Source organism: Corynebacterium sp. p3-SID1056, assembly GCF_025152525.1.
Classification (GTDB): domain Bacteria; phylum Actinomycetota; class Actinomycetes; order Mycobacteriales; family Mycobacteriaceae; genus Corynebacterium.
This window is the reverse complement of record NZ_JALXXL010000013.1, coordinates 1-20,424: the sequence shown is the minus strand read 5'-3', so window position 1 is coordinate 20,424 and position 20,424 is coordinate 1. Positions and strand designations below refer to the sequence as shown.

The 20,424-nt window shown below is 62.7% G+C and carries 17 protein-coding genes and 1 tRNA gene; 12 read left to right on the top strand and 6 right to left on the bottom strand.

Annotation, left to right across the window (positions count from 1 at the left end; translation table 11 throughout):
- Positions 1–25: 25 nt before the first annotated feature.
- From M3G14_RS10560 to M3G14_RS10550, 3 genes are read right to left on the bottom strand one after another with little or no spacing between them, the layout of a single operon-like run.
- A complete protein-coding gene (locus tag M3G14_RS10560) occupies positions 26–808 on the bottom strand; it encodes a phosphoadenylyl-sulfate reductase (protein ID WP_259926489.1) in 783 nt (260 codons plus the stop codon).
- Positions 805–1,071, bottom strand: a complete 267-nt coding sequence (locus M3G14_RS10555) for a hypothetical protein (protein ID WP_259926488.1) — start codon at positions 1,069–1,071, stop codon at positions 805–807. The genes M3G14_RS10560 and M3G14_RS10555 overlap by 4 nt, the downstream gene beginning before the upstream one ends.
- Positions 1,068–2,741: a nitrite/sulfite reductase gene (locus tag M3G14_RS10550; protein WP_259926487.1), complete on the bottom strand. Its 1,674-nt coding sequence runs from the start codon at positions 2,739–2,741 to the stop codon at positions 1,068–1,070. Before M3G14_RS10550 ends, M3G14_RS10555 begins: the two co-directional genes overlap by 4 nt.
- Positions 2,742–3,124: 383 nt before the next feature.
- On the opposite strand from M3G14_RS10550, the gene M3G14_RS10545 reads away from it, so the two are divergent.
- The 9 genes from M3G14_RS10545 (at position 3,125) to M3G14_RS10505 (ending at position 14,601) form a co-directional block, all read left to right on the top strand.
- Positions 3,125–4,495 (top strand): FAD-dependent oxidoreductase, encoded by a 1,371-nt coding sequence (locus M3G14_RS10545; RefSeq protein WP_259926486.1) that lies wholly within the window; start codon positions 3,125–3,127, stop codon positions 4,493–4,495.
- Between the two features lie 72 nt (positions 4,496–4,567).
- Positions 4,568–6,283, top strand: a complete 1,716-nt coding sequence (locus M3G14_RS10540; RefSeq protein WP_259926485.1) for an ABC transporter ATP-binding protein — start codon at positions 4,568–4,570, stop codon at positions 6,281–6,283.
- Positions 6,280–8,166 (top strand): ABC transporter ATP-binding protein, encoded by a 1,887-nt coding sequence (locus M3G14_RS10535; protein ID WP_259926484.1) that lies wholly within the window; start codon positions 6,280–6,282, stop codon positions 8,164–8,166. Before M3G14_RS10540 ends, M3G14_RS10535 begins: the two co-directional genes overlap by 4 nt.
- A 113-nt stretch (positions 8,167–8,279) precedes the next feature.
- Positions 8,280–9,566: a Na/Pi symporter gene (locus tag M3G14_RS10530; protein ID WP_259926483.1), complete on the top strand. Its 1,287-nt coding sequence runs from the start codon at positions 8,280–8,282 to the stop codon at positions 9,564–9,566.
- Between the two features lie 9 nt (positions 9,567–9,575).
- The gene (locus tag M3G14_RS10525) at positions 9,576–9,866 is read left to right on the top strand and encodes a hypothetical protein (RefSeq protein WP_259926482.1); all 291 of its coding nucleotides are present in this window, start codon (positions 9,576–9,578) and stop codon (positions 9,864–9,866) included.
- A gap of 15 nt (positions 9,867–9,881) precedes the next feature.
- On the top strand, positions 9,882–10,829 hold the full coding sequence (locus tag M3G14_RS10520; RefSeq protein ID WP_259926481.1) for a substrate-binding domain-containing protein: 948 nt from the start codon (positions 9,882–9,884) through the stop codon (positions 10,827–10,829).
- Between the two features lie 95 nt (positions 10,830–10,924).
- A complete protein-coding gene (locus tag M3G14_RS10515; RefSeq protein ID WP_259926480.1) occupies positions 10,925–11,545 on the top strand; it encodes a DUF1707 domain-containing protein in 621 nt (206 codons plus the stop codon).
- A gap of 9 nt (positions 11,546–11,554) precedes the next feature.
- Positions 11,555–12,844 (top strand): pyridoxal phosphate-dependent aminotransferase, encoded by a 1,290-nt coding sequence (locus M3G14_RS10510; protein ID WP_259926479.1) that lies wholly within the window; start codon positions 11,555–11,557, stop codon positions 12,842–12,844.
- A 233-nt stretch (positions 12,845–13,077) separates the two neighbouring features.
- Complete coding sequence (locus M3G14_RS10505) at positions 13,078–14,601, top strand: ABC-F family ATP-binding cassette domain-containing protein (protein ID WP_259926478.1); 1,524 nt, start codon at positions 13,078–13,080, stop codon at positions 14,599–14,601.
- Between the two features lie 89 nt (positions 14,602–14,690).
- Here the strand turns inward: M3G14_RS10505 and M3G14_RS10500 are convergent, their stop codons facing one another.
- Both M3G14_RS10500 and M3G14_RS10495 read right to left on the bottom strand, forming a co-directional pair.
- Positions 14,691–16,226: an FMN-binding glutamate synthase family protein gene (locus M3G14_RS10500; protein WP_259926477.1), complete on the bottom strand. Its 1,536-nt coding sequence runs from the start codon at positions 16,224–16,226 to the stop codon at positions 14,691–14,693.
- A gap of 32 nt (positions 16,227–16,258) precedes the next feature.
- Positions 16,259–17,578, bottom strand: a complete 1,320-nt coding sequence (locus M3G14_RS10495) for a UDP-glucose/GDP-mannose dehydrogenase family protein (RefSeq protein WP_259926476.1) — start codon at positions 17,576–17,578, stop codon at positions 16,259–16,261.
- A gap of 203 nt (positions 17,579–17,781) precedes the next feature.
- On the opposite strand from M3G14_RS10495, the gene M3G14_RS10490 reads away from it, so the two are divergent.
- Positions 17,782–18,987, top strand: coding sequence for a Fic family protein (locus M3G14_RS10490; protein ID WP_259926475.1), 1,206 nt, complete (start codon positions 17,782–17,784; stop codon positions 18,985–18,987).
- A 33-nt stretch (positions 18,988–19,020) separates the two neighbouring features.
- On the opposite strand, the gene dcd is transcribed toward M3G14_RS10490, so the two are convergent.
- Positions 19,021–19,584: a dCTP deaminase gene (dcd, locus tag M3G14_RS10485; protein ID WP_259926474.1), complete on the bottom strand. Its 564-nt coding sequence runs from the start codon at positions 19,582–19,584 to the stop codon at positions 19,021–19,023.
- Between the two features lie 90 nt (positions 19,585–19,674).
- Between dcd and M3G14_RS10480 the strand changes: the two genes are divergently transcribed.
- A tRNA-Gly gene (locus M3G14_RS10480) sits at positions 19,675–19,748 on the top strand.
- Positions 19,749–20,172: 424 nt separating this feature from the next.
- Complete coding sequence (locus M3G14_RS10475) at positions 20,173–20,346, top strand: hypothetical protein (RefSeq protein WP_259926473.1); 174 nt, start codon at positions 20,173–20,175, stop codon at positions 20,344–20,346.
- Positions 20,347–20,424: the final 78 nt, after the last annotated feature.

Below are 20,424 nucleotides of genomic sequence, written 5' to 3'. Positions count from 1 at the left end.
CAAAAGCTCCTTGCTCCAGCGTGATCTAGTCGGTGTGCAGGCCGCACTCGGTCTTTTGCGCGAACGCCCAGCGCCCGGCGCGCGGGTCCTCGCCCTCGGCCACTGGCAACGTACACGTTGCGCAGCCGATGGAGGGGTACCCCTGGGTGGTCAGCGGGTGGACGATCAAGTCGCGGTCGGCGATAAAAGCGTCCGTATCCTCCAACGACCAGGTCACCAGCGGCGACAGCTTGAGCCTGCCCGTACGATCCAGGCTCAGCGCCGGCGCTTCCGCGCGGGTGGGCCCGTCGGCGCGGCGCACGCCGGTGACCCAGCCGACGTACGGGCTCATGTGCACCGCCAGCGGCTCCACCTTGCGCATCCGGCAGCAGGCGGTGGGGTTACGGCGGTACAGGTTCGGCCCGTATACCTCGTCCTGCTCTCGACGGCTCAACTGGGCAGTCGCGCGTACCAGCGTGTGCTCGGGGTAGCGCTGCTCGACCTTCTCGGCCACTTCAAGGGTCTCCGGGAAGTGGTACTCGGTATCGAGGAAGAGGAAGTCGGCACCCGGCAGGTACCGCTTGGACAGCTCCGCGAGCACTGTGTTTTCCATCGAGAGTGTGACCACGAGCGGGCCCGGTGCGTGGTCGTGGGCCCAGCGCAAGATCTCGGCCGCGCTGGCCTCGTACAGCGAATCGGCGTACCTGTCGACGAGCTCGGCGTTGCGCGCCGCTATGTCTTCGTCGAGCGGCGCAGTACTGGTTGGACCTTCCGGGCTTACTTCCGGGTCCTTGTACTGCGAGCTATCGCCCTGCAAAAGGTTGATCATTTACTTCCTCCATCATTTCGCGCTACCGCGGTGTGGCCGTGGCGAGCGAGCGAGTCCTGCAGCGCCTGCGGGGTGGACCGAGCCGGCGCGGGCGCATGTTCTGGGTCGTCCTGTCCATAGAACTTGACCTCAAAAATACGCAGGCACGCGTCACACTTCCACGCGAAATCGGTCTCCTCGTTTGGCCACAGCCCCTCGCCCGAACAATACGGGCAAAAGGTGGGGTGATTGCGGTTCGGGTTTGGCTCGCGGCGAAAACTCATCGCAGCAACTCCTCGTCGGCGCGCAGCAGGTAGTCGCGGAAGAGTTCGCCCTTGTCGCGGTTGTCCACGTAGTTTTGCACCACGCGGGTGACGTAGTCCGTCAGCTCGGTCGAGGCGACCTTGTGGCCGCGCAACTTGCGGCCGAAGTTCGCCCCCTCGCCGACCGTGCCGCCCAGGTGCACCTGGAAGCCCTCGACGCGCTCACCTTCTGCGTTCGTCACCGTCTGGCCCTTCAGTCCGATGTCGGAGACGTGGTGGCGGGCGCACGCGTTCGGGCACCCGTTGAGCGAGATGGTGATCGGGCTGTCGAGATCCCCGAAGCGCTCCTCCAGCTCGTCGGCAAGCTCGATAGCGCGCGACTTGGTGGTCACGTGCGCGAGCTTGCAGTACTCCAGGCCAGTGCAGGAAAGCAGGCCGCGGCGGAACTCGCTGGGCTTGGCGTACAGGCCGAGCGACTCCAGGTCAGCCTGCAGCGCCTCGACGTGCTCGGGCGCAATGTCGAGTACGAGCAGCTCCTTGAAGGGAGTAAAGCGCAGGGAGGTGGAGCCGTAGCGCTCAACCACCTCGGCGACCTCGATGAGCTGCTCGCCGGACATGTGCCCCAGCGTCGGCTTCACACCGATGTAGACGTTGCCGTCCTTTTGCTCATGCACGCCGATGTGGTCGCGGTCGATCAGGTTGTTCGGGGCCTTCGGGCCGTCGGGAAGCGCATAGCCCAAGTACTCGGTCTCGAGCACCTCGCGGAACTTGGCCGCGCCCCACTTGGCCACCAAGAACTTCAGGCGCGCGCGGTTGCGCAGGCGGCGGTAGCCGTAGTCGCGGAAGATGCGCACGACCGCAGCCCACACCTCGGGTACCTGCTCGAGCGTGACGAAAGCGCCGAGCGACTGCGCGAGCATCGGATTGGTGGAAAGGCCGCCGCCGACGTAGCACTCGAAGCCCGGGCCGAGTTCGGGGTGCTCGACGCCAATGAAGGCGAGGTCGTTGATCTCGTGCACCACGTCTTGGCGCGCGTTGCCGGAGATGGCGGACTTGAACTTGCGCGGGAGGTTCTGGAACTCCTCGTCGGTGACAATCTCTTGGATCTTGCGGATAGCCGGGGTCGCGTCGATGATCTCGTCCTTAGCAATGCCGGCGACCGGCGAGCCAAGCACCACGCGCGGCACGTCGCCGCAGGCATCCCAGGTGTTCAGACCGACGGCCTCGAGCTTTTCCCAGATCGTGGGTACATCTTCGATGCGCACCCAGTGCAGCTGGATGTTCTGCCGGTCGGTGAGGTCCACGGTAGAGCGCGCAAAGTCACGAGAGATCTCGCCGACCACGCGCGCCTGCTCCGTGGAGCAGATACCGCCGTCGAAGCGAATCCGCATCATGAAGTACTTGTCCTCCAGCACGGCGTTATCCTCGCCGGTGTGCTCGCCGCCGAGGTTCTGCTTGCGCTGCGTGTACAGGCCCAACCACTTAAAGCGCGGGTACAGGTCCTCGCGGTCGATCGAGTCGAACCCGCCCTTGGCGTAGGTACCAATGACACGCTGCTTTACCTCCATGACGGGCTCACGCTGCTTGAGCTCCTCGTCGTGGTTCAGCGGGTCGGTCCCGTCGATGCGCCACTGTCCCTCGGGCTTCTTGGCGCGGGCCTTCACCTCGCGGGTGGCGGTCGTTACGGTCATGTTTTCCTCCTAGCGGCACAGACCGAGCGGTCTATGGTGTGCGGCACGTTTTTACTGTGCGGTCGAGTGTGCCGTACCAAGCGGTCTGTGGCAAGCGTTTGGGGATTCACCCGCCCTGACCTTGCCCTTTATTGTGAATGTATTCCTTTACAGACCAAGTAGTGCGCTTATCGACGTCGCGCCAACCCACTTTTACTACAATCGGACCACCCGGTCTGTCATTTTTTCGCTGGCCAATACCTACGATGCGCTGCACGAATAGGCGGGCGGAGGGGCGTCGAGAAGCGCAGCCCTTGACACGCCCCAACTTTCAGACCAAGCTGTCTATACGCTATATTGGTTGAATAATAAACGGTTCCCAACCTCGAAAGGACACCCCTTACATGAGTCTGCGCGTCGCCGTCGTCGGCGCCGGCCCAGCCGGCATTTACGCATCCGACCTCCTCCTCCGCAACGCGGAGCACGACATCCACGTCGACCTCTTCGAGCAGATGCCCGCCCCCTTCGGGCTGATCCGCTACGGCGTCGCCCCCGACCACCCGCGCATCAAGGGCATCGTCAAGTCCTTGCACCGGGTGCTGGATAAGGACAACCTGCGCCTGATCGCCAACGTCACCGTCGGCCGCGACATCACCATCGACGAGCTGCGCGATTACTACGACGCGGTGATCGTGTCCACCGGCGCTGTTCGCGACCGCGAGCTGCTCATCCCGAACGGCGATAAGTCCATCGGCGCCGGCGAGTTCGTCGGCTTCTACGACGGCAACCCCCGCTTCGAACGCGATTGGAACCTCGAAGCCAAGGAAGTGGCCGTCATCGGCGTGGGCAACGTCGCCCTCGATATCTCGCGCGTGCTGGCCAAGACCGGCGACGAGCTCGCCGTCACCGAGATCCCGGACAACGTGTACGAGTCGCTGAAGAAGAACCAGGCCGAAACGGTCCACATGTTCGGCCGCCGCGGCCCGGCGCAGGCCAAGTTCACCCCGAAGGAACTGCGCGAGATGGACCTGTCGGATACCATCCAGGTCCTCGTCGACCCGGAAGACATCGACTACGACGCCGCCAGCGAGGAAGTCCGCCGCGCGGACAAGTCCATCGACCTGAACTGCCAGGTGCTCGAGCAGTACGCCATGCGCGAGCCGGACGATGCGCCGCACAAGATTCACATTCACTTCTTCGAGGAGCCGGTGGAGGTTCTGGTGGACGAGGCCGGTAACACCACCGGCATCCGCACCGAGCGCCAGGAGCTCGATGGCAACGGCGGCATCAAGGGCACCGGCAAGTTCACCGACTGGCCGGTCCAGCAGGTCTACCACGCAGTCGGCTACCGTTCCGAGCCCGTCGAGGGCGTGCCCTTCGACCTCAACCGCCACGTCATCCCGAACGACGGCGGCCGCGTGCTCGCCTCCGCCGAGGAGGGTGCCGCACCCGAGGACAAGCTGTACGTCACCGGCTGGATCAAGCGCGGCCCGGTCGGCCTGATCGGCAACACCAAGTCCGATGCGAAGGAAACCACCGACATGCTGCTCGCCGACGCGGACGCAGGTAAGCTTGCCGCGCCGTCGCACACCGGCATCGACGACATCCTCGGCCTGCTGCGCGAGCGCGGCATTGACTACGCCACCTGGGCCGGCTGGTACAAGCTCGACGAGGCAGAGCGCGCCCTCGGCGAAGCGGACACGAATTTCCCGCGCGAGCGGAAGAAGATTGTGGAGTGGGAGGACATGCTCAACCACTCCCGCGCAAGCGAGTAAGACCCGACATGTACACCGAATCGACACGTCAGCGCGACGTGTCGATTTTTCTATGAGTGTTAGCATTCGCTCATGCATCTCACCCGCCTGCTGGCCAGGCATGCTTCACCGTATTGGCCCGCGATCCTCGCGGTGATCGTCCTCCAGCTGATCACCACGCTGGCCACCTTGTACCTCCCGGACCTCAACGCCGCGATCATTGACCGGGGCGTGGCACAGGGCGATGTCGACTACATCTGGCGCACCGGCGGCGTCATGCTGCTCGTCGCTTTTGTCCAGGTCATCGCCGCCGTCGCCGCGATTTGGTTCGCCTCGCGCACCGCGATGCGCACCGGCCGCGACATCCGCGCGGCCATCTTCGGCCACGTCAGCAGCTTTTCCGCCGAGGACATGTCGCACTTCGGCACCCCCTCCCTGGTCACCCGCGGCACCAACGACGTGCAGCAGATTCAGATGACGTTGCTGCTCTTCTTCAACTTCATGGTCACCGCCCCGATCATGGCCGTCGGCGGCATCGTCATGGCGCTGCGCCAAGATGCGGGGTTGTCGTGGTTGGTCGCCGTTGCCGTCCTTGTCCTCGCGGTGGTCGTCGGCATCATCGCGGCGCTGCTCATGCCGCTGTTCCGCACGATGCAGGAGCGCCTGGACGCTATCAACGGGGTGCTGCGCGAGCAGATCGCCGGTATCCGCGTGGTCCGCGCCTTTGGCCGCGAAGACTTCGAGGCGGAGCGCTTTCAAAACGCCAACGAGCGCATCACCAGCGTCTCGTTGAATATCGGCCGCGTTTTCGTCACCATGTTCCCGGTCATCATGCTGATCCTCAACCTCGCCACCGCGGCGGTGTTGTGGTTCGGCGGCCACCGCGTCGATGAGGGCCTGGTAGAGGTCGGCGCACTCACCGCCTTTATGCAGTACCTCATGCAAATCCTTATGGCCGTGATGATGGCCACGTTCATGCTGATGATGCTGCCGCGCGCCATCGTGTGCGCCCGCCGCGTCGCCGAAGTACTCGGCCACGAACCGCAGATCATCGAGCCGGCCTCCCCCACCACCCCGGCGAAGCGCGGCGGGGAAGTGGAGTTTCGCGACGTCTCCTTCAGCTACCCCGGCGCGGAGGCCCCCGTGGTCAAAGACGTCAGCTTCACCGCCCGCCCGGGAACAACCACGGCGATCATCGGCGCGACCGGCTCCGGCAAGTCGACGCTGCTCAGCCTCATTCCGCGCCTGCACAACCCAACCCAGGGCGAAGTGTGTATCGACGCCACACCCGTCACCCAATTCGCCCGCCCCGACCTCGTCGAGCGCGTCTCCATGGTGCCGCAGAAAGCCTGGCTGTTTAGCGGCACCGTCGCCTCCAACCTGCGGATGGCCAACCCCGACGCCACGGACGAAGAGCTCTGGAGGGCACTGCGCGTGGCGCAGGCGGACTTCGTGGACGACCTGGACATGGAGATCTCACAGGGCGGCACCAACGTCTCCGGCGGGCAGCGCCAACGCCTCGCGATCGCCCGCATGCTGGTGGCGCAACCTGACGTGTACCTCTTCGACGACTCGTTTTCCGCCCTCGACGCCGCAACCGACGCGCGCGTGCGCGAAGCGATGACCGAGTACACAGCGGGCAAAGTCGTCATCGTGGTGGGGCAGCGCGTGGCGTCGCTGAGCAACGCCGACCAAATCCTCGTCATGGAGGCCGGCGAGGTCGTGGCGCGCGGCACCCATGAAGAGCTGCTGCAATCCAGCCAGACGTACCGGGAAATCGAGCAGAGCCAGAAGGCGGTGCAGGCATGAGTGAGCAAGAGCCACGGAAGGCAAAACAGTTCTGGCCCTCGGCGAAACGGCTAGTGGGCCTGCTTGTGCCGTACAAGTTTGCGCTCGCCGGTGTCTTGGTGATGAATGTCGCCGCCGTCGTGTTTTCTGTGTACGCGCCGCGCGTGATGGGCCGCGCGATGGACGTGATCTTCTCCGGGGCCATCTCGGCGCGCATGCCGGCCGGGGTGAGCAAAGAAGACACGATCGCGGGCCTGCGCGCCGCCGGCGAGGACCGGTTTGCCGACATGGCCGAGGCGATGGAGCTGCGCCCCGGCGAGGGCATCGACTTCTCCCACCTGCGCGAGCTCATCCTGGTGATCCTGGCGCTGTACGCCGCCTCATCAGTACTGATGTGGGCCCAGGGCGCGGTACTCAACCGACTCACCATGCGCACCGTGTACCAGCTGCGAGAACGGGTGGAGGCGAAGCTCAACCGGCTGCCGCTCAACTACTTCGACTCGCGCCAGCGCGGCGACGTGATGAGCCGCACCACCAACGACGTGGACAATGTGCAGCAGGCGCTCCAGCAGGCCCTGTCCCAGATTTTCAGCTCGATTATCACCTTGGTTGGCATCATCGCGATGATGTTCTGGCTGTCCTGGCAGCTCGCCCTGCTAGCGCTTTTGGCCATCCCGCTGACCGCCCTCGCGATGGGGGTGGTGGGCACCCGCTCGCAGCAGCAATTCGCCGCGCAGTGGAAGGCCACCGGCGAGGTCAACGGTCAGGTGGAAGAAGCCTTTTCCGGCCACGACGTCGCGCTCATCTTTGGCCGCACCGAGCAGCTGCGCCGCACTTTCGATGCGCGCAACGAGGAGCTGGCCGCCGCCTCGCAGAAGGCGCAGTTTTTGGCCAACTCGATGCACCCGCTCATGCAGTTCATCTCTTACCTGTCGTATGTGGCCATCGCCGTCTTCGGCGGCCTGCGGGTGGCCAGCGGGCACATGACGCTTGGCGACGCCACCGCGTTCATCCAGTACTCACGCCAGTTCAACCAACCACTCGGCGAGCTCGCCGGGATGATGCAGATGGTCCAATCCGGCGTGGCTTCCGCGGAGCGCATCTTCGAGTTGCTCGACGCGGAAGAAGAGGTACCGGATGTGGAGGACGACGCGGCGTCGGCAAGCACTGCCCCGGCGGGCCTGGTGGAATTCCGCGAGGTCTCCTTCTCCTACACCGACGAGCCGCTGATCCAGGACCTGTCGCTGCGCGTTGCACCGGGGCAGACCGCCGCGATCGTGGGCCCGACGGGCGCGGGCAAGACGACGCTGGTCAACCTGCTCATGCGCTTTTACGACGTGGATGCGTGCGCCATCATGCTCGACGGCCGCGACATCCGTACCCTTTCGCGCGCTTCGCTGCGCGGGCAGCTCGGCATGGTGTTGCAGGACGCGGTCCTGTTCAAGGGCACGATCATGGAAAACATCCGCTACGGGCGCCTGGATGCGAGCGACGAGGAGGTTATCGCGGCGGCGAAGGCGGCCTACGTGGACCGCTTCGTGCACGTGCTCCCGGAGGGCTACGACACGGTGGTGGACCAGGACGGAGGCTCGATTTCCGCAGGCGAGCGGCAGCTGATTACGATCGCGCGCGCGTTCCTTTCGCGGCCCGGCATCCTCATTCTCGACGAGGCGACCTCCTCGGTGGATACCCGTACGGAGGTGCTTATTCAGCACGCGATGAACGCACTGCGTGCGCAGCGGACCTCCTTCGTTATCGCGCACCGGCTTTCCACCATCCGGGACGCGGATGTGATCCTGGTCATGGAGTCCGGGCGGATTGTCGAGCAAGGCACCCACGAAGAGCTGCTTCAACGCCGAGGCGCCTACTTTGCACTGCATCAGAGCCAGTTCTCGAATACTTAGGCTGCCTGTGCTTTGTTTGCTGTAAATTAACCGGGAAGACACGGGGAATCTGCTTCGGGCATCTAAGGTGCTGCACGACCAAACTTTTGTACACATGTTGATCGAGAGCGCAGATGAGCCAAGACGCCACCCCCACCGCGGGAAGTAGCATCGTCACCACCACGTCCCCGCGAGAACGAACACCGCAAGAACGTACACCGCAAGAAGCGCACAGCGAAGACAGCGAGCAGCGGCCAGATCCGCTCGGCTGGCTCCCCTTGAGTGGCGGGGCCAAGAAGGCCGCAGAGTGGATCTCGGTGGTGCTCGCCATCTGGCTGCTGCTCAACGCCGTCGGCATGATCGGTGCCGGTTTCAAGATGGCCGCCGGCGATCAGGCCAAGGAGCTCTTCTCTTTCGCTGAGAATCCCTTCGTTGGCCTGGCGGTCGGCATCCTCGCCACCGCCATCATGCAGTCGTCTTCCACCACCACCTCCATTACCGTCGGCATGATCGCCGGCGGTCTCCCGCTCGAAGTGGCGGTGCCCATGCTCTTCGGTGCCAACATCGGCACCACGGTGACCTCGACCCTGGTGGCGCTTGGCCTCTCTGGCAACAAGCAGCAGTTCCACCGCGCCTTCTCCATGGCGACGGTGCACGACTTCTACAACCTGCTCGCGCTGGCCATCTTCTTCCCGCTCGAGATCTTTACCGGCTTCCTCTCCAAGGTCTCAGGCGTCTTCGCCGGCTCGCTCGCGGGCGAAGGCGACGGCGTCCTCGCCGGTATCTTCGAAGTCATTGGCAACGGCGTCGATGCGATCACGGAGCCCCTGGTCAACCTGGCCAAGCTCATCGTCAGCCCGCTGGGTGACGTGTGGGGCGGCATCGTGCTGTCCATCGGCGGCGTGGTGCTCATCCTCGTCGTCATCGGCTACATCGGCAAGATGCTCTCCGCCCTGCTCGTGGGCCGCGCCCAGGAGATGCTGCACGCCGCACTCGGCCGCGGCCCGATCACCGGCATCCTCTCCGGCGCGCTCATTACTACCGCGGTCCAGTCTTCCTCCACCACGACCTCGCTGACCGTCCCGCTGGCCGCCTCCGGCAAGTTCAAGGTCAAGGAGCTATTCCCCTTCGTGGTGGGTGCCAACATCGGTACCACCGTGACCGGTTTGATCGCCGCCTTCTCCGCCTCCGGCGTGGAGGCAGAAGCCGCAATGCAGGGTGCGCTGGTGCACACCATGTTCAACGTCTTCGGCGCACTCGTCATTATGTCCCTGCCCTTCCTCCGTGCCCTGCCGCCGAAGGGCGCGAACTGGCTGGCCACGTTGGCCGACAAGAACAAGTGGTACGTCTTCATCTGGGTGGGCGGCATCTTCTTCGCCCTCCCGCTGCTCGCCGTTTTGATCACCAACGTCTTCTTCTAAGGAACTGCCATGACACACTCCGATCCCGAACAGTCCACCTCGGGCAAGAGAGCCCAGAAGCTCATTGACACGGACGCGCCAAACGCCGAACTCCAAGAACTGATCGACGAGCTCGAAGAAACATCCCGCGTGCTGCGTAACGAACTCGAAGTGCGCGAGAAGGCCGACCACGAGCGACTCACTCCCGAGCAGCTGGAGGAGCTCAACCGCATCCCCCAATACCTGGAAATGACCCGCCCGCGCTGGCGCGACGTGCTGAGCTTCTTCCGCGAGCTGCGCGACGAGGCCTCGAAGAAGTAAGTGGAGGAAACTCACATGCACACACGCCTGCTTGCACTCACCGCCGCATTCGCCCTGACCGCGGGCGGTCTCACCGCCTGCTCCACCGAAACCAGCACGGACACCCAGTCGGGTGCCGACGACCCGATTCACGTCACCGGATCCGCCACCGTCGAGCCGATCACTGCCTTCATTGCTGAGCGTTCGCAGCAGGACGTACGCATTTCCGCTGACGGCTCCACCGACGGCTTCGCCGACTTCTGCGACGGCAAGTCCGACATCAACGATTCATCTGTGGCTATCCCCCAGGAGTTCCAAACGCAGTGCAGCGACAACGGGGTCGAGTTCATCGAGCTGCCGATCGCGCTCGACGCGGTCACGATTGTGAAGAATGACGAGAACACGTGGGCCAAGGACCTCACCCTCGAGCAGCTGCACGACGTGTGGGCGAAGGATTCTTCCGTGACCACCTGGTCCGACATCGACCCTGCCTGGCCGGACGAGGAGATCTCCCTCTACGGGCGCCCCGACGGCTCCGGCACCCTCGAGGTATTCAAGGACAAGGTGCTGCACGGCGACGCGCTGCGCGATGATTACGAGGCCACCGACGATATCGACGAGCTTTCTTCCTGGATCGCTGAAGACGTCAACGGCATCGGCTTCATGGGCATCGGCAACTACCTGGCCACCGAAGGTGAGGTACGCGACAAAATCGACAACGTCACCGTCGACGGCGTCGCACCCTCTCGCGATGCCACACAGGCCGGCGATTACCCCATGGCCCGCCCGCTGTTCGTCTACGTTAACGCGGAGTCGGTGGAGCACAACTCCGCGCTCGCGGACTTCATCGACACCTACCTCAACCGGGTCGAAGGCGTGCTGCCGCGCGTGTACTTCTACCAGCTCCCGGAGGAGGAGTACGACACCGCCCGCACCCGCTTCGCCGACCGGGTAACCGGGGCGGATGCTCGCTGGGAGGCCTAGCCGGCCGGCCACGGTGATATTCTTGAAGGTCGGTACTCGCACACCGCGAACCGGCCTTTTTACACGCGCATTTGATCAAAGGAGCTCGCTCACACATGACTCATGCTCACCAGCCAGATAAGGTGCGGCTTTCTGATGCAGACCGCACCGCTGCCATGACCGCGCTCGGAAACGCGCTGGGTGAGGGCCGGCTGAGCATGCAGGAGTACGACGAGCGCTGCCAGGCGTGCACCACCGCTAAGACCCGCACCGACCTTGCTCCCCTGTTTGCCGATCTGCCGCAGCGGCCGACGTTCGGCTCGCAGGAGCTCGCCCAGCAGCAACACGACGTACCTGTCTTTAGTGCCCGCGAGGTCGTCGAGGCGCGCCGCTCGGGGCGGCGGATGCGCGCCGGCATCTTCTGGCTCGGCGCGGTCGGCAGCTTCACCGCCGCCGTCGCGATAAACGTGCCCGTCCTGCTTGCGGTGATCCCGGTGTTGTTCATCCTGCTCTACGTCATGAAGGTCGGCCCGGACAGCTGGTACAGCCCCTCGCTGCGCGACATCGAACGGGCGCAGCGCCGACTCGTTCGCGCGAAGCAGCTCGAGCTGGAGGCGGACCGCGCCTTTGAGGTAGCGCAGCGCAAGGTGGAGCGGCGCGAACAGATCGACCGTCTCACCGGCGATACCCTGAATTTTGCTCAGGAATCACTGAACAAGTTCCGTCGCCGTGGCTAACATGGCCGTATGGCCACAAATAACGCTGATTCACCCGCCCAACCCGAAAAGCCAGCGAAGGCAACAAAGCCTCGTCGGCACCGCCACTTCGACCAGGCCGAGAAACTGAAAAATGTCTTCTACGACATTCGCGGCCCGGTGTCTGCCACGGCGGAGGAGATGGAGCGCGACGGCCACACCATCCTCAAGCTGAACACCGGCAACCCCGCAGTCTTCGGTTTCGAGGCCCCGGATGTGATCATGCGCGACATGATCGCCAACCTGCCTACCTCGCAGGGCTACACCACCTCCAAGGGCATCACCTCGGCCCGCCGCGCCGTGGTGACGCGCTACGAAATGATCGACGACTTCCCGCCGCTCGACATCGACGATGTCTACCTGGGCAACGGCGTGTCCGAGCTGATCAGCATGGTCACGCAGGCTGCGCTCAACGACGGCGACGAGATCCTCATCCCCGCCCCCGACTACCCGCTGTGGACGGCCGCGTCCACCTTGGCAGGCGGCAAGGTCGTTCACTACACCTGCGATGAGGAGGACGATTGGAACCCCTCGCTGGAGGACATCCGTTCCAAGGTGACCTCCAAGACGAAGGCGATCGTGGTGATCAACCCGAACAACCCGACCGGTGCCGTCTACTCCCGCGAGGTGCTCGAGGGCATCGCCGACATCGCGCGCGAGCACGAGCTGATGATCTTTTCCGACGAGATCTACGACCGCGTGCTTTACGACGATGCGCAGCACATCTCCATGGCCGAAGTCGCCCCCGACGTCATCACCCTGACCTTCAACGGCCTGTCCAAGGCCTACCGCGTGTGCGGCTACCGCGCAGGCTGGATGGTCATCACGGGCCCGCGCCGGCGCGCGAAGGGCTTCATCGAGGGGCTTGATTTGCTCTCCGGGACTCGCCTGTGCGCGAATGTGCCAGGTCAGCACGCGATCCAGGTCGCGCTCGGCGGGCGGCAATCCATCTTCGAGCTCACCGCAGAGGGCGGTCGCCTGCGCAAGCAGCGCGACGTGGCGGTGCGCAAGCTGCGCGAGATCCCGGGCATCTCCGTGGTGGAGCCGAAAGGCGCGCTCTACTGCTTCCCCAAGATCGACGCCGAGATGTACAACATCCACGACGACGAGCGCTTCATGCTGGACCTGCTCAAGTCAGAGAAGATCTTGATGGTGCAGGGCCGCGGGTTTAACTACCCCACACCAGATCACTTCCGCGTAGTGACGCTGCCCTGGGCGTCCCAGTTGGAAAACGCCCTCGAGCGCCTAGGCAACTTCCTGGCCGATTACCACCAGCACTAGGGCTCGTTTGTTGGCGGTTGGGTGCCGCTGCCGGTCGCTGACAGATTCCGCCGCAATCTGTCAGCCGCGGTCCACCTTCAAACCATCACCTATCCCGACTTACAGCAGCGCAAACCCCTTGACCCCCGACGGACACTGTCATAATATCGACGAGGAACTGTCCCCGAAGGAAGGAATAGGCCGTGCTCAAGTTCCGTGTTTCCGCCTAACACGAAACAGAAAGTTGAATGAGCATGCCTATTTCCCTGAATAACGTCTCCCTCGAGTGGCCTAACGGATCCCCCTGCTTCTCGGACTTAAACGCCATTTTTTCAAGTCACCTGACCGGCCTGATCGGCGATAACGGTTCCGGAAAAACGAGTCTGATCAGGATCATCCTCGGCGAGCTGCAACCGAGCACTGGTTCGGTCGAGCGCCCGTCGAAAATCGCTTACCTACCTCAGGATCTTGGACTGCAACTGGACACTACGATTTCAGACGTCTTTGGGATCACCGAAATCATCGAGGCAATCAGCGCCATCGAAGGTGGCCAGTTCAATCCCGAATTGTTCGAGCTCATCGGTGACCGGTGGGATGCTGCCGAAGAGACTCGGGCTGTGTTGTCAGCTCATGGACTCGAGCTCAACCTGGATAGGCCGCTGTTTACACTGTCCGGTGGAGAGGCTGTTCGTGTTGCACTAGCTGCGCTCATGGCTGACAACCCCGATTTCATTGTCATGGACGAGCCCACGAACAACCTCGATGCGGAAGCGAAAGCCCAGCTAATCCGCGCTCTTTCCAAATCCACTGTTCCTGCGATTGTGGTGAGCCACGATCGCGACTTGTTGGATTCCGTGGACGAAATTGCAGAACTTCACGACGGGAAGCTACGACTTTTCCCCGGTAACTACTCCGCCTACCGTGAAGCTCTGGCCAATGAACAAGATGCAGCGATGCGGGAGGTTCGGGAAAAGAAGACGATTCACAGTAGGCAGGTTCGAGAGCGTGAGGCGATGCAAACTCGCATTGCGCGGGACGCTCGTCGCGGAAAGAAGTTCGCTGCTAACAATCGTAAACCTGGCATGGCGATGGGGCTGGACAAGGATCGGTCTGAGAAGACTGCTGCTCGGCGTGGTGCGGCTCATGCCGAGTCTGTGGAGTCGTCTCTCGCTGAGTATCGTCACGCGCAAGACAAGGTTCGCGACGATCAACATGTGTACATTGAGCTTCCCGGAACGGCGCTTCCGAACGGAACCCGCGTTATGGAAATCCCAGGACTCACTGTTGTGGGCCCCGAGCGTGTCCGGATCACTGGACCGAACGGCAGCGGAAAGACGACCCTGCTCAACTCTGTTGCAGACGGAGGCGCGGGGTACGTGATTGAGAATGTGGGGTACCTCCGGCAGCGCATTGTTCTTGACCCCAACCGGTCAGTCTTGGAGTTGGTCTCGGAGGCTAACGCCTCTGCTGATCCGCAGTATATTCGGGACCAACTCGCGCAATTGTTGTTTCAGAATGAGACTGTCCACGCGCCTATCGGAACGCTTTCGGGTGGTGAGCGTTTCCGCGTCGAGTTTGCCCGTGTTCTTCTTTCGTCGCCTGCTCCGCAGCTATTGCTTCTCGACGAGCCCACCAACAACATCGATATCTCAACCGTGAACTGGCTTGTCTCCGCTCTTGAGAGTTATGCAGGTGCGCTTCTTCTCGTCAGCCACGACGAAGACTTCTGTGAGCGTATGAACCTTGACAGGGAAGTTTCCATCGATGATTTGACCTGATGTTATGGGCCTTTTCCCGAAAATAGTTCCCGGTTTCAAGGCGAACCCGGGAACTTTTTGCATGCCCGCCTACCACGGGCGTTGCGGCCCTACACCGGGCGGAAGGTGTCCGCGGAGGCTGCGTGCCAGTCCGCGGCCCAGGACGCCGGGGCGTCGTCGAGCAGCTGGCCGGGCGCGAGCCACTCGTAGAGCTCCGCATACGAGCGAGCCTCGGTCGGCGAGACGTTGCGACGCAGCATCGCCGGATTCAGCTCAGCCGGGTCGCTGACACCCATCGATGCCATGAGCCGCACCGCCTGCTGCACCGTCGCCTTCTGGAAGTTGTAGACGGCCCGCGACTTCTCCTCCACCACGACCGCACGATTGCGGCGCGGATCCTGCGTCGCCACACCCGAGGGGCACTTGCCGGTATGGCAGCGCTGCGCCTGGATGCAGCCAAGTGCCATCATCATGGCGCGAGCGGCGTTGGTAAAGTCGGCGCCCTGAATCAGGCGCATCACGATATCCGCACCGCCGGCGACCTTACCGGACGCGCCGAGCTTGACCTGGTCGCGCAGGCCGGCGCCGACGAGTGCGTTGTGCACCGTCATCAGCCCGTCGGTAAGCGGCATGCCCACGTGGTCCTCGAAGTCTATGGGGGCCGCACCCGTACCGCCTTCGGAACCGTCGACCACGATGAAGTCCGGGGTGGTGCCCACCTCACGCATCGCCTTGCAGATCGCGAGCACTTCTCGACGGCTACCCACGCACAACTTGAAGCCCGCGGGCTTGCCACCGGAGAGCTCGCGCATCTGCGCGATGAATTCGATCAGCTCGGTCGGCGTGGAAAAGACGCGGTGGCGGGCCGGGCTAATGCAGTCCTGGCCGCGCGGAACCCCGCGAATCTGCGAAACTTCTTCGGTGATCTTGTCCGCCGGCAGCACGCCGCCGATGCCGGGCTTCGCGCCCTGGCTCAGCTTCAGCTCCACCATCTTGACCTGGTCGTTCGCGGCCTTTTCGCGGAATTGTGCGGGGTCGAAGTCGCCGTCCGGCGTGCGTGCGCAGAAGTAGCCGGTGCCCAGCTCCCAGATCAGGTCGCCGTTGTTTTCCATGTGGTACGGGCTCAGCCCGCCCTCGCCAGTATCGTGGGCGAACCCACCGAGTTCCGCGCCCTTGTTCAGCGATCGGATCGCGTTGCGCGACAGCGAGCCGAAGCTCATCGCCGACACGTTGAGCAGCGACATCGAATAGGGCTTCGCGCAGTCCTTGCCCCCGATGAGCGTGCGCGGCGGTTCATCCGGCTGCGCGACCGGCGCGACCGAGTGCACGAGGTACTCGTGGCCAGGTTCGCGCACGTTTTGCACCGTGCCGAAAGCGGTCTCGCTCTGGATGCCCTTGGCGCGCTCGTAGATGGCGTTGCGCTGGTCCCGGTTGAAGGGGCGGCCGTCCCAGTCCCGCTCAATGAAGTATTGGCGCAGCTCTGGGCCAAGATCCGTGAGCAGGTAGCGCATGTGCCCCAGCACGGGGTAGTTCCGCAGTACGGGGTACTTCTGCTGCGTCAGATCGTGGACGGCAACCCCGCCGAGTGCCGCCGCAGCGGCACCGAGGGCGCCCTGAACAAGGTGTGCAGACTTCTTATCAGGCATACCTCCATCATGCACCCGTTTCGCAGCAAGGTCTACAAGCTGCGCCCCAGCGCCCGGATCGTCCAGCCCGCCTGCTGCCACGCGGCGGCATCGAGGACGTTGCGGCCGTCGATAAGCAGCGGCTGCTCCACGAGCTTGGCCGAGGCGACGGGATCCATCTCCTTGAACTGCTTCCACTCCGTCGCGAGAATCACCAGCTCAGCGCCGGTCAGTGCATCGTCGAGTGTCTCGGCGTAGTCGAGCGTGGGGAACACGCGGCGCGCGTTGTGCATCGCCTCCGGGTCAAACACGCGCACCGAGGCACCCGCGAGCGAGAGCTGGCCGGCCACCGCAAGCGCTGGCGAGTCGCGCACATCGTCAGAGTTCGGCTTGAACGCCGCGCCCAGCACCGTGATGCGGCGGCCGATCAGGCTGCCCAGCTCCGCGCGCGCCATGTCAACCACGCGCTCCCGGCGGCGCATGTTCACCGCATCCACCTCGCGCAAGAATGTGAGCGCCTGGTCGGCACCAAGCTCGCCGGCGCGCGCCATGAATGCGCGGATGTCCTTCGGCAGGCAGCCGCCACCGAATCCGAGGCCGGCACCCAGGAACTTGCGTCCGATGCGGTCGTCGTAGCCAATCGCGTCGGCGAGCTTGGTCACGTCCGCGCCGACGATCTCGCAGACCTCGCTGACTGCGTTGATGAACGAGATCTTCGTGGCCAAAAACGCGTTGGCGCTGACCTTCACCAGCTCCGCAGTCTGCAGATCGGTGAGGATGAACGGGGTGTCATTGGACAGCGGGGTCGCGTAGACCTCGCGCGCGATGGCTTCTGCGTTCGATTCTTCCGGGCGGGTGCCCAGCACAATGCGGTCGGGCTCGATCGTGTCCTTGACCGCGTAGCCCTCGCGCAGAAACTCCGGGTTCCACGCAATCTCTACCGTGGTCCCCGGGGCAGCGAGTGCGTCTGCGCGCTCCTGCAACGCCGCCGCCGTACCCACCGGCACGGTCGACTTACCCAGGATGACGTGTGCACCTTCCAGGTGCGGCACCAACGAATCGATCACGGCCTCGACGTAGCGGGTATCCGCCGCGTAGGACCCGCGCTGCTGCGGGGTGCCCACTCCGATGAAGTGCACGTTGCCGAACGCCGCAGCCTCCTCGTACGAGGTGGTGAAATCGAGGCGGCCGGCGGCCATGTTGCGCTCAAGCACCTCCGGCAGGCCCGGCTCGTAGAACGGGACCTTTCCGGCCTTGAGCTGATCAATCTTTACTTCGTCTACATCCACGCCCAGCACCTCATGGCCGAGTTCAGCCATGCATGCCGCGTGGGTTGCACCGAGATATCCGGTGCCAATTACTGTCATCCGCATAACTGCCTATTATGCCCGGTCGGGTCAAGCCCGGCAGGGTGAGGGGCGCGGGCGTCGGCAAGCGCCGCATTTTTCAAAGCTGTAAAGAAGCAGCGCGGGACGCGAACCTATTTTGCAAAAATCGCTGTTTTTGAAAAATAGGGCACGCAATTCTTCGCTACGATTGCAGAATTGCAAGAACTGAAACGCAAAGGACGGCCCACGTGAGCGATTACAAATCACTGAAGACGCTGTTTCACATGTCTTCAGATGGTCGGCGTGTTGTTGAAACAGAGTACACATCCAGGTTCGAGTCCCCTGCAACCCTCCATTGGGACTTTCAAGTTGGCGAGCACGAACTATTCGTAGTGCTTACCGGCGAGGTTCAGTCGCTTCTCGAACAAGTTTGGCGGGCTGAGCTCCAAATAGCTCACAAATGGGTAACCCTTCCCGGCGTCGCACGTAGTCACTACCTCACGGGCCTTCTCATCGAAGAGATCAAGGCCACGAACCAGATCGAAGGAGTCCACTCAACACGCAAGGAAATCGCTGAAGCGCTTACAGCCCCTAAGAGCGGACCCCATAAGCGTTTCCGGGAAATGGTTGCTTTTTATGAGTCATTATTAGACCCCGCCGAACGCCCACCTTTTCCAGATTCGCCGACAGCGCTGCGTGCAGAGTATGACAAACTGCTCTCGAAGGAGATCAGCAGCGATGACCTGCCCGATGGTGAGCTCTTCCGCGCCGGTTCCGTGGACATCCATGACGGCGTAAGAGAGGTGCACAGGGCCCCGCGCAGCGAACACGACATTGAGAAGAGGATGCAAACTTTCCTTGACTCTCAACTCCATGAAACGCATACGCTCGTGAATGCGCTCATCGGCCATTTCATATTTGAGTACACTCACCCGTTTTACGACGGAAACGGGCGTATGGGGCGATTCTTGCTCGCATTCAAGGCACTCGAGATACTGTCCCCGCCCACTTCGATGTCCCTTTCTCATCAGTTCTCGCTCCAACGGAAGAAGTACTATGCGGCCTTTATAGATGCCGAAAATAGTATGAACTATGGAGAAGCGACATTCTTTCTCAAGTCGATGCTCGAGATGCTGGTTGACGCCCAAGAGGACTTAGAATCATCTCTTGACCAAAAACACGAGCAACTGAGGAGTTTGCAAGACACTCTATCGACGTTGAAGCGTGACCAATACGAACGCGGTCTCCTTTTCCTGGCTGCACAGGCACTGCTTTTTGGCCCAGACCAACCAATTCCGCTGAAGGATGCCGCAGCAGCCATGGACAGATCCTGGAACACACTCCGACCTGTGGCAGACGAACTCGAATCAGAGGGACTGCTGCAATCAGCATCAAAGCGGCCACTCACCCTGAAGCTGACCGAACTAGGCAGGCAACACCTGGATCTGCAGTAAAACGGGCACGCGGGCGTCGACAAGCGGAAAGCCCTAGCGGAAGTTCAAGTACGCGCGCGACGGGGTCGGCCCGCGCTGGCCCTGGTACTTCGAGCCGAGCGCGCCCGAGCCGTACGGAACTTCGGCGGGTGAAGACATGTTGAAGATGGCGAGCTGGCCAACCTTCATGCCAGGCCACAGCGTGATCGGCAGGTTCGCCACGTTCGACAGCTCGAGGGTGATGTGGCCGGAAAAGCCCGGGTCAATGAAGCCAGCCGTGGAGTGCGTGAGCAGACCAAGTCGGCCCAGCGAGCTCTTGCCTTCTAGACGCCCAGCGAGGTCTGCCGGCAGCGTGAAGTGCTCCAGGGTTGACGCGAGGACGAACTCACCCGGGTGCAGGACGAAGGCCTCCCCCTCTGGGACCTCAACTTCCGAGGTGAGATCCGGCATCTCCTGCTTCGGGTCGATGTGTGTGTACTTCGAGTTATTGAAGACGCGGAAGAACTTGTCCATACGCACGTCGATTGAGCTCGGCTGCACCAGCGAAGCGTCGTAGGGATCGATGCCGAGGCGGCCGGAGTCAATAGCGTCACGGATGTCATGGTCTGAAAGAAGCACGCCACAAGCATACGGCAGGCACGTTTTCCGTTTCAGCGCGGGACGGTGCTACAGTGTTCCCATTGTCGCGCGCATCGTTGTGCGACAAATGCCGGCGTAGTTTAGTGGTAGAACATCAGCTTCCCAAGCTGAGAGTGCGAGTTCGATTCTCGTCGCCGGCTCCACTACTACCGGGGGTTTCCTGCTGACCGGGGTTGCAGGTCATGCAGCAGGTCATGCATTGACTTGTACGAATCCCCGAGCCGATGTTGTGGGTTACGTAACAAAATGTGTGTCTGCACCGGCGATTTTGATCCGCAAAGTCACCTGCGTGATTGTCGCGCGCTCACAGGGTTTTTACTGTACATTGAGAGACGCTTCCCAACTAGTGAAAGGCATCTCATGCGCGCTTCGCGTCGAATCGCTGTGGCGATGACTGCAGCTCTGGTTTCTATGTCAGCGCTGACTGGCACTGCTTCTGCTTCCCCGGGGAAATCCCCATCTGCTCCCGCCGGTGCTTGGTGCTGGCCGGTCGCTGGTCAATACTACGAAGTTGGCCCAGTAATTCTGACTTCCTCGGCAAACACCACCCAGCAAGATACTTGCAGCATGGGTGTTGGCAAGTGGTGGCGCGGCGTCAACGGTTCCCCGGATGTCTTCCAACTACTTTCCGTGCCGCTGGCTGATAACTTCTTCTTCCAGATCCACCTTCAGAGCGAGTTGGCAGAGCTGCTTGGCGGAATGAAGGACCCAGTTGGTCGCTGGGATAACTCCCGCTTCTAATTCCGCCTGCACGAAGATCAACAACGGGTTAAGTAGCAAAAGTGTGGCCACTCGGCGTATTGCCGAGTGCAGATGGAG

What these genes read in the sequence shown, in the direction of transcription:
- M3G14_RS10525 (WP_259926482.1), top strand. Translation starts at nt 9,576, where the DNA reads ATGACACACTCCGATCCCGAACAGTCCACCTCGGGCAAGAGAGCCCAG.
- M3G14_RS10545 (WP_259926486.1), top strand. Translation starts at nt 3,125, where the DNA reads ATGAGTCTGCGCGTCGCCGTCGTCGGCGCCGGCCCAGCCGGCATTTAC.
- M3G14_RS10560 (WP_259926489.1), bottom strand. Translation starts at nt 808, where the DNA reads ATGATCAACCTTTTGCAGGGCGATAGCTCGCAGTACAAGGACCCGGAA.
- M3G14_RS10555 (WP_259926488.1), bottom strand. Translation starts at nt 1,071, where the DNA reads ATGAGTTTTCGCCGCGAGCCAAACCCGAACCGCAATCACCCCACCTTT.
- M3G14_RS10500 (WP_259926477.1), bottom strand. Translation starts at nt 16,226, where the DNA reads ATGCCTGATAAGAAGTCTGCACACCTTGTTCAGGGCGCCCTCGGTGCC.
- M3G14_RS10520 (WP_259926481.1), top strand. Translation starts at nt 9,882, where the DNA reads ATGCACACACGCCTGCTTGCACTCACCGCCGCATTCGCCCTGACCGCG.
- M3G14_RS10530 (WP_259926483.1), top strand. Translation starts at nt 8,280, where the DNA reads ATGAGCCAAGACGCCACCCCCACCGCGGGAAGTAGCATCGTCACCACC.
- M3G14_RS10515 (WP_259926480.1), top strand. Translation starts at nt 10,925, where the DNA reads ATGACTCATGCTCACCAGCCAGATAAGGTGCGGCTTTCTGATGCAGAC.
- M3G14_RS10495 (WP_259926476.1), bottom strand. Translation starts at nt 17,578, where the DNA reads ATGCGGATGACAGTAATTGGCACCGGATATCTCGGTGCAACCCACGCG.
- M3G14_RS10540 (WP_259926485.1), top strand. Translation starts at nt 4,568, where the DNA reads ATGCATCTCACCCGCCTGCTGGCCAGGCATGCTTCACCGTATTGGCCC.
- M3G14_RS10475 (WP_259926473.1), top strand. Translation starts at nt 20,173, where the DNA reads ATGGGTGTTGGCAAGTGGTGGCGCGGCGTCAACGGTTCCCCGGATGTC.
- M3G14_RS10550 (WP_259926487.1), bottom strand. Translation starts at nt 2,741, where the DNA reads ATGACCGTAACGACCGCCACCCGCGAGGTGAAGGCCCGCGCCAAGAAG.
- M3G14_RS10535 (WP_259926484.1), top strand. Translation starts at nt 6,280, where the DNA reads ATGAGTGAGCAAGAGCCACGGAAGGCAAAACAGTTCTGGCCCTCGGCG.
- M3G14_RS10510 (WP_259926479.1), top strand. Translation starts at nt 11,555, where the DNA reads ATGGCCACAAATAACGCTGATTCACCCGCCCAACCCGAAAAGCCAGCG.
- M3G14_RS10505 (WP_259926478.1), top strand. Translation starts at nt 13,078, where the DNA reads ATGCCTATTTCCCTGAATAACGTCTCCCTCGAGTGGCCTAACGGATCC.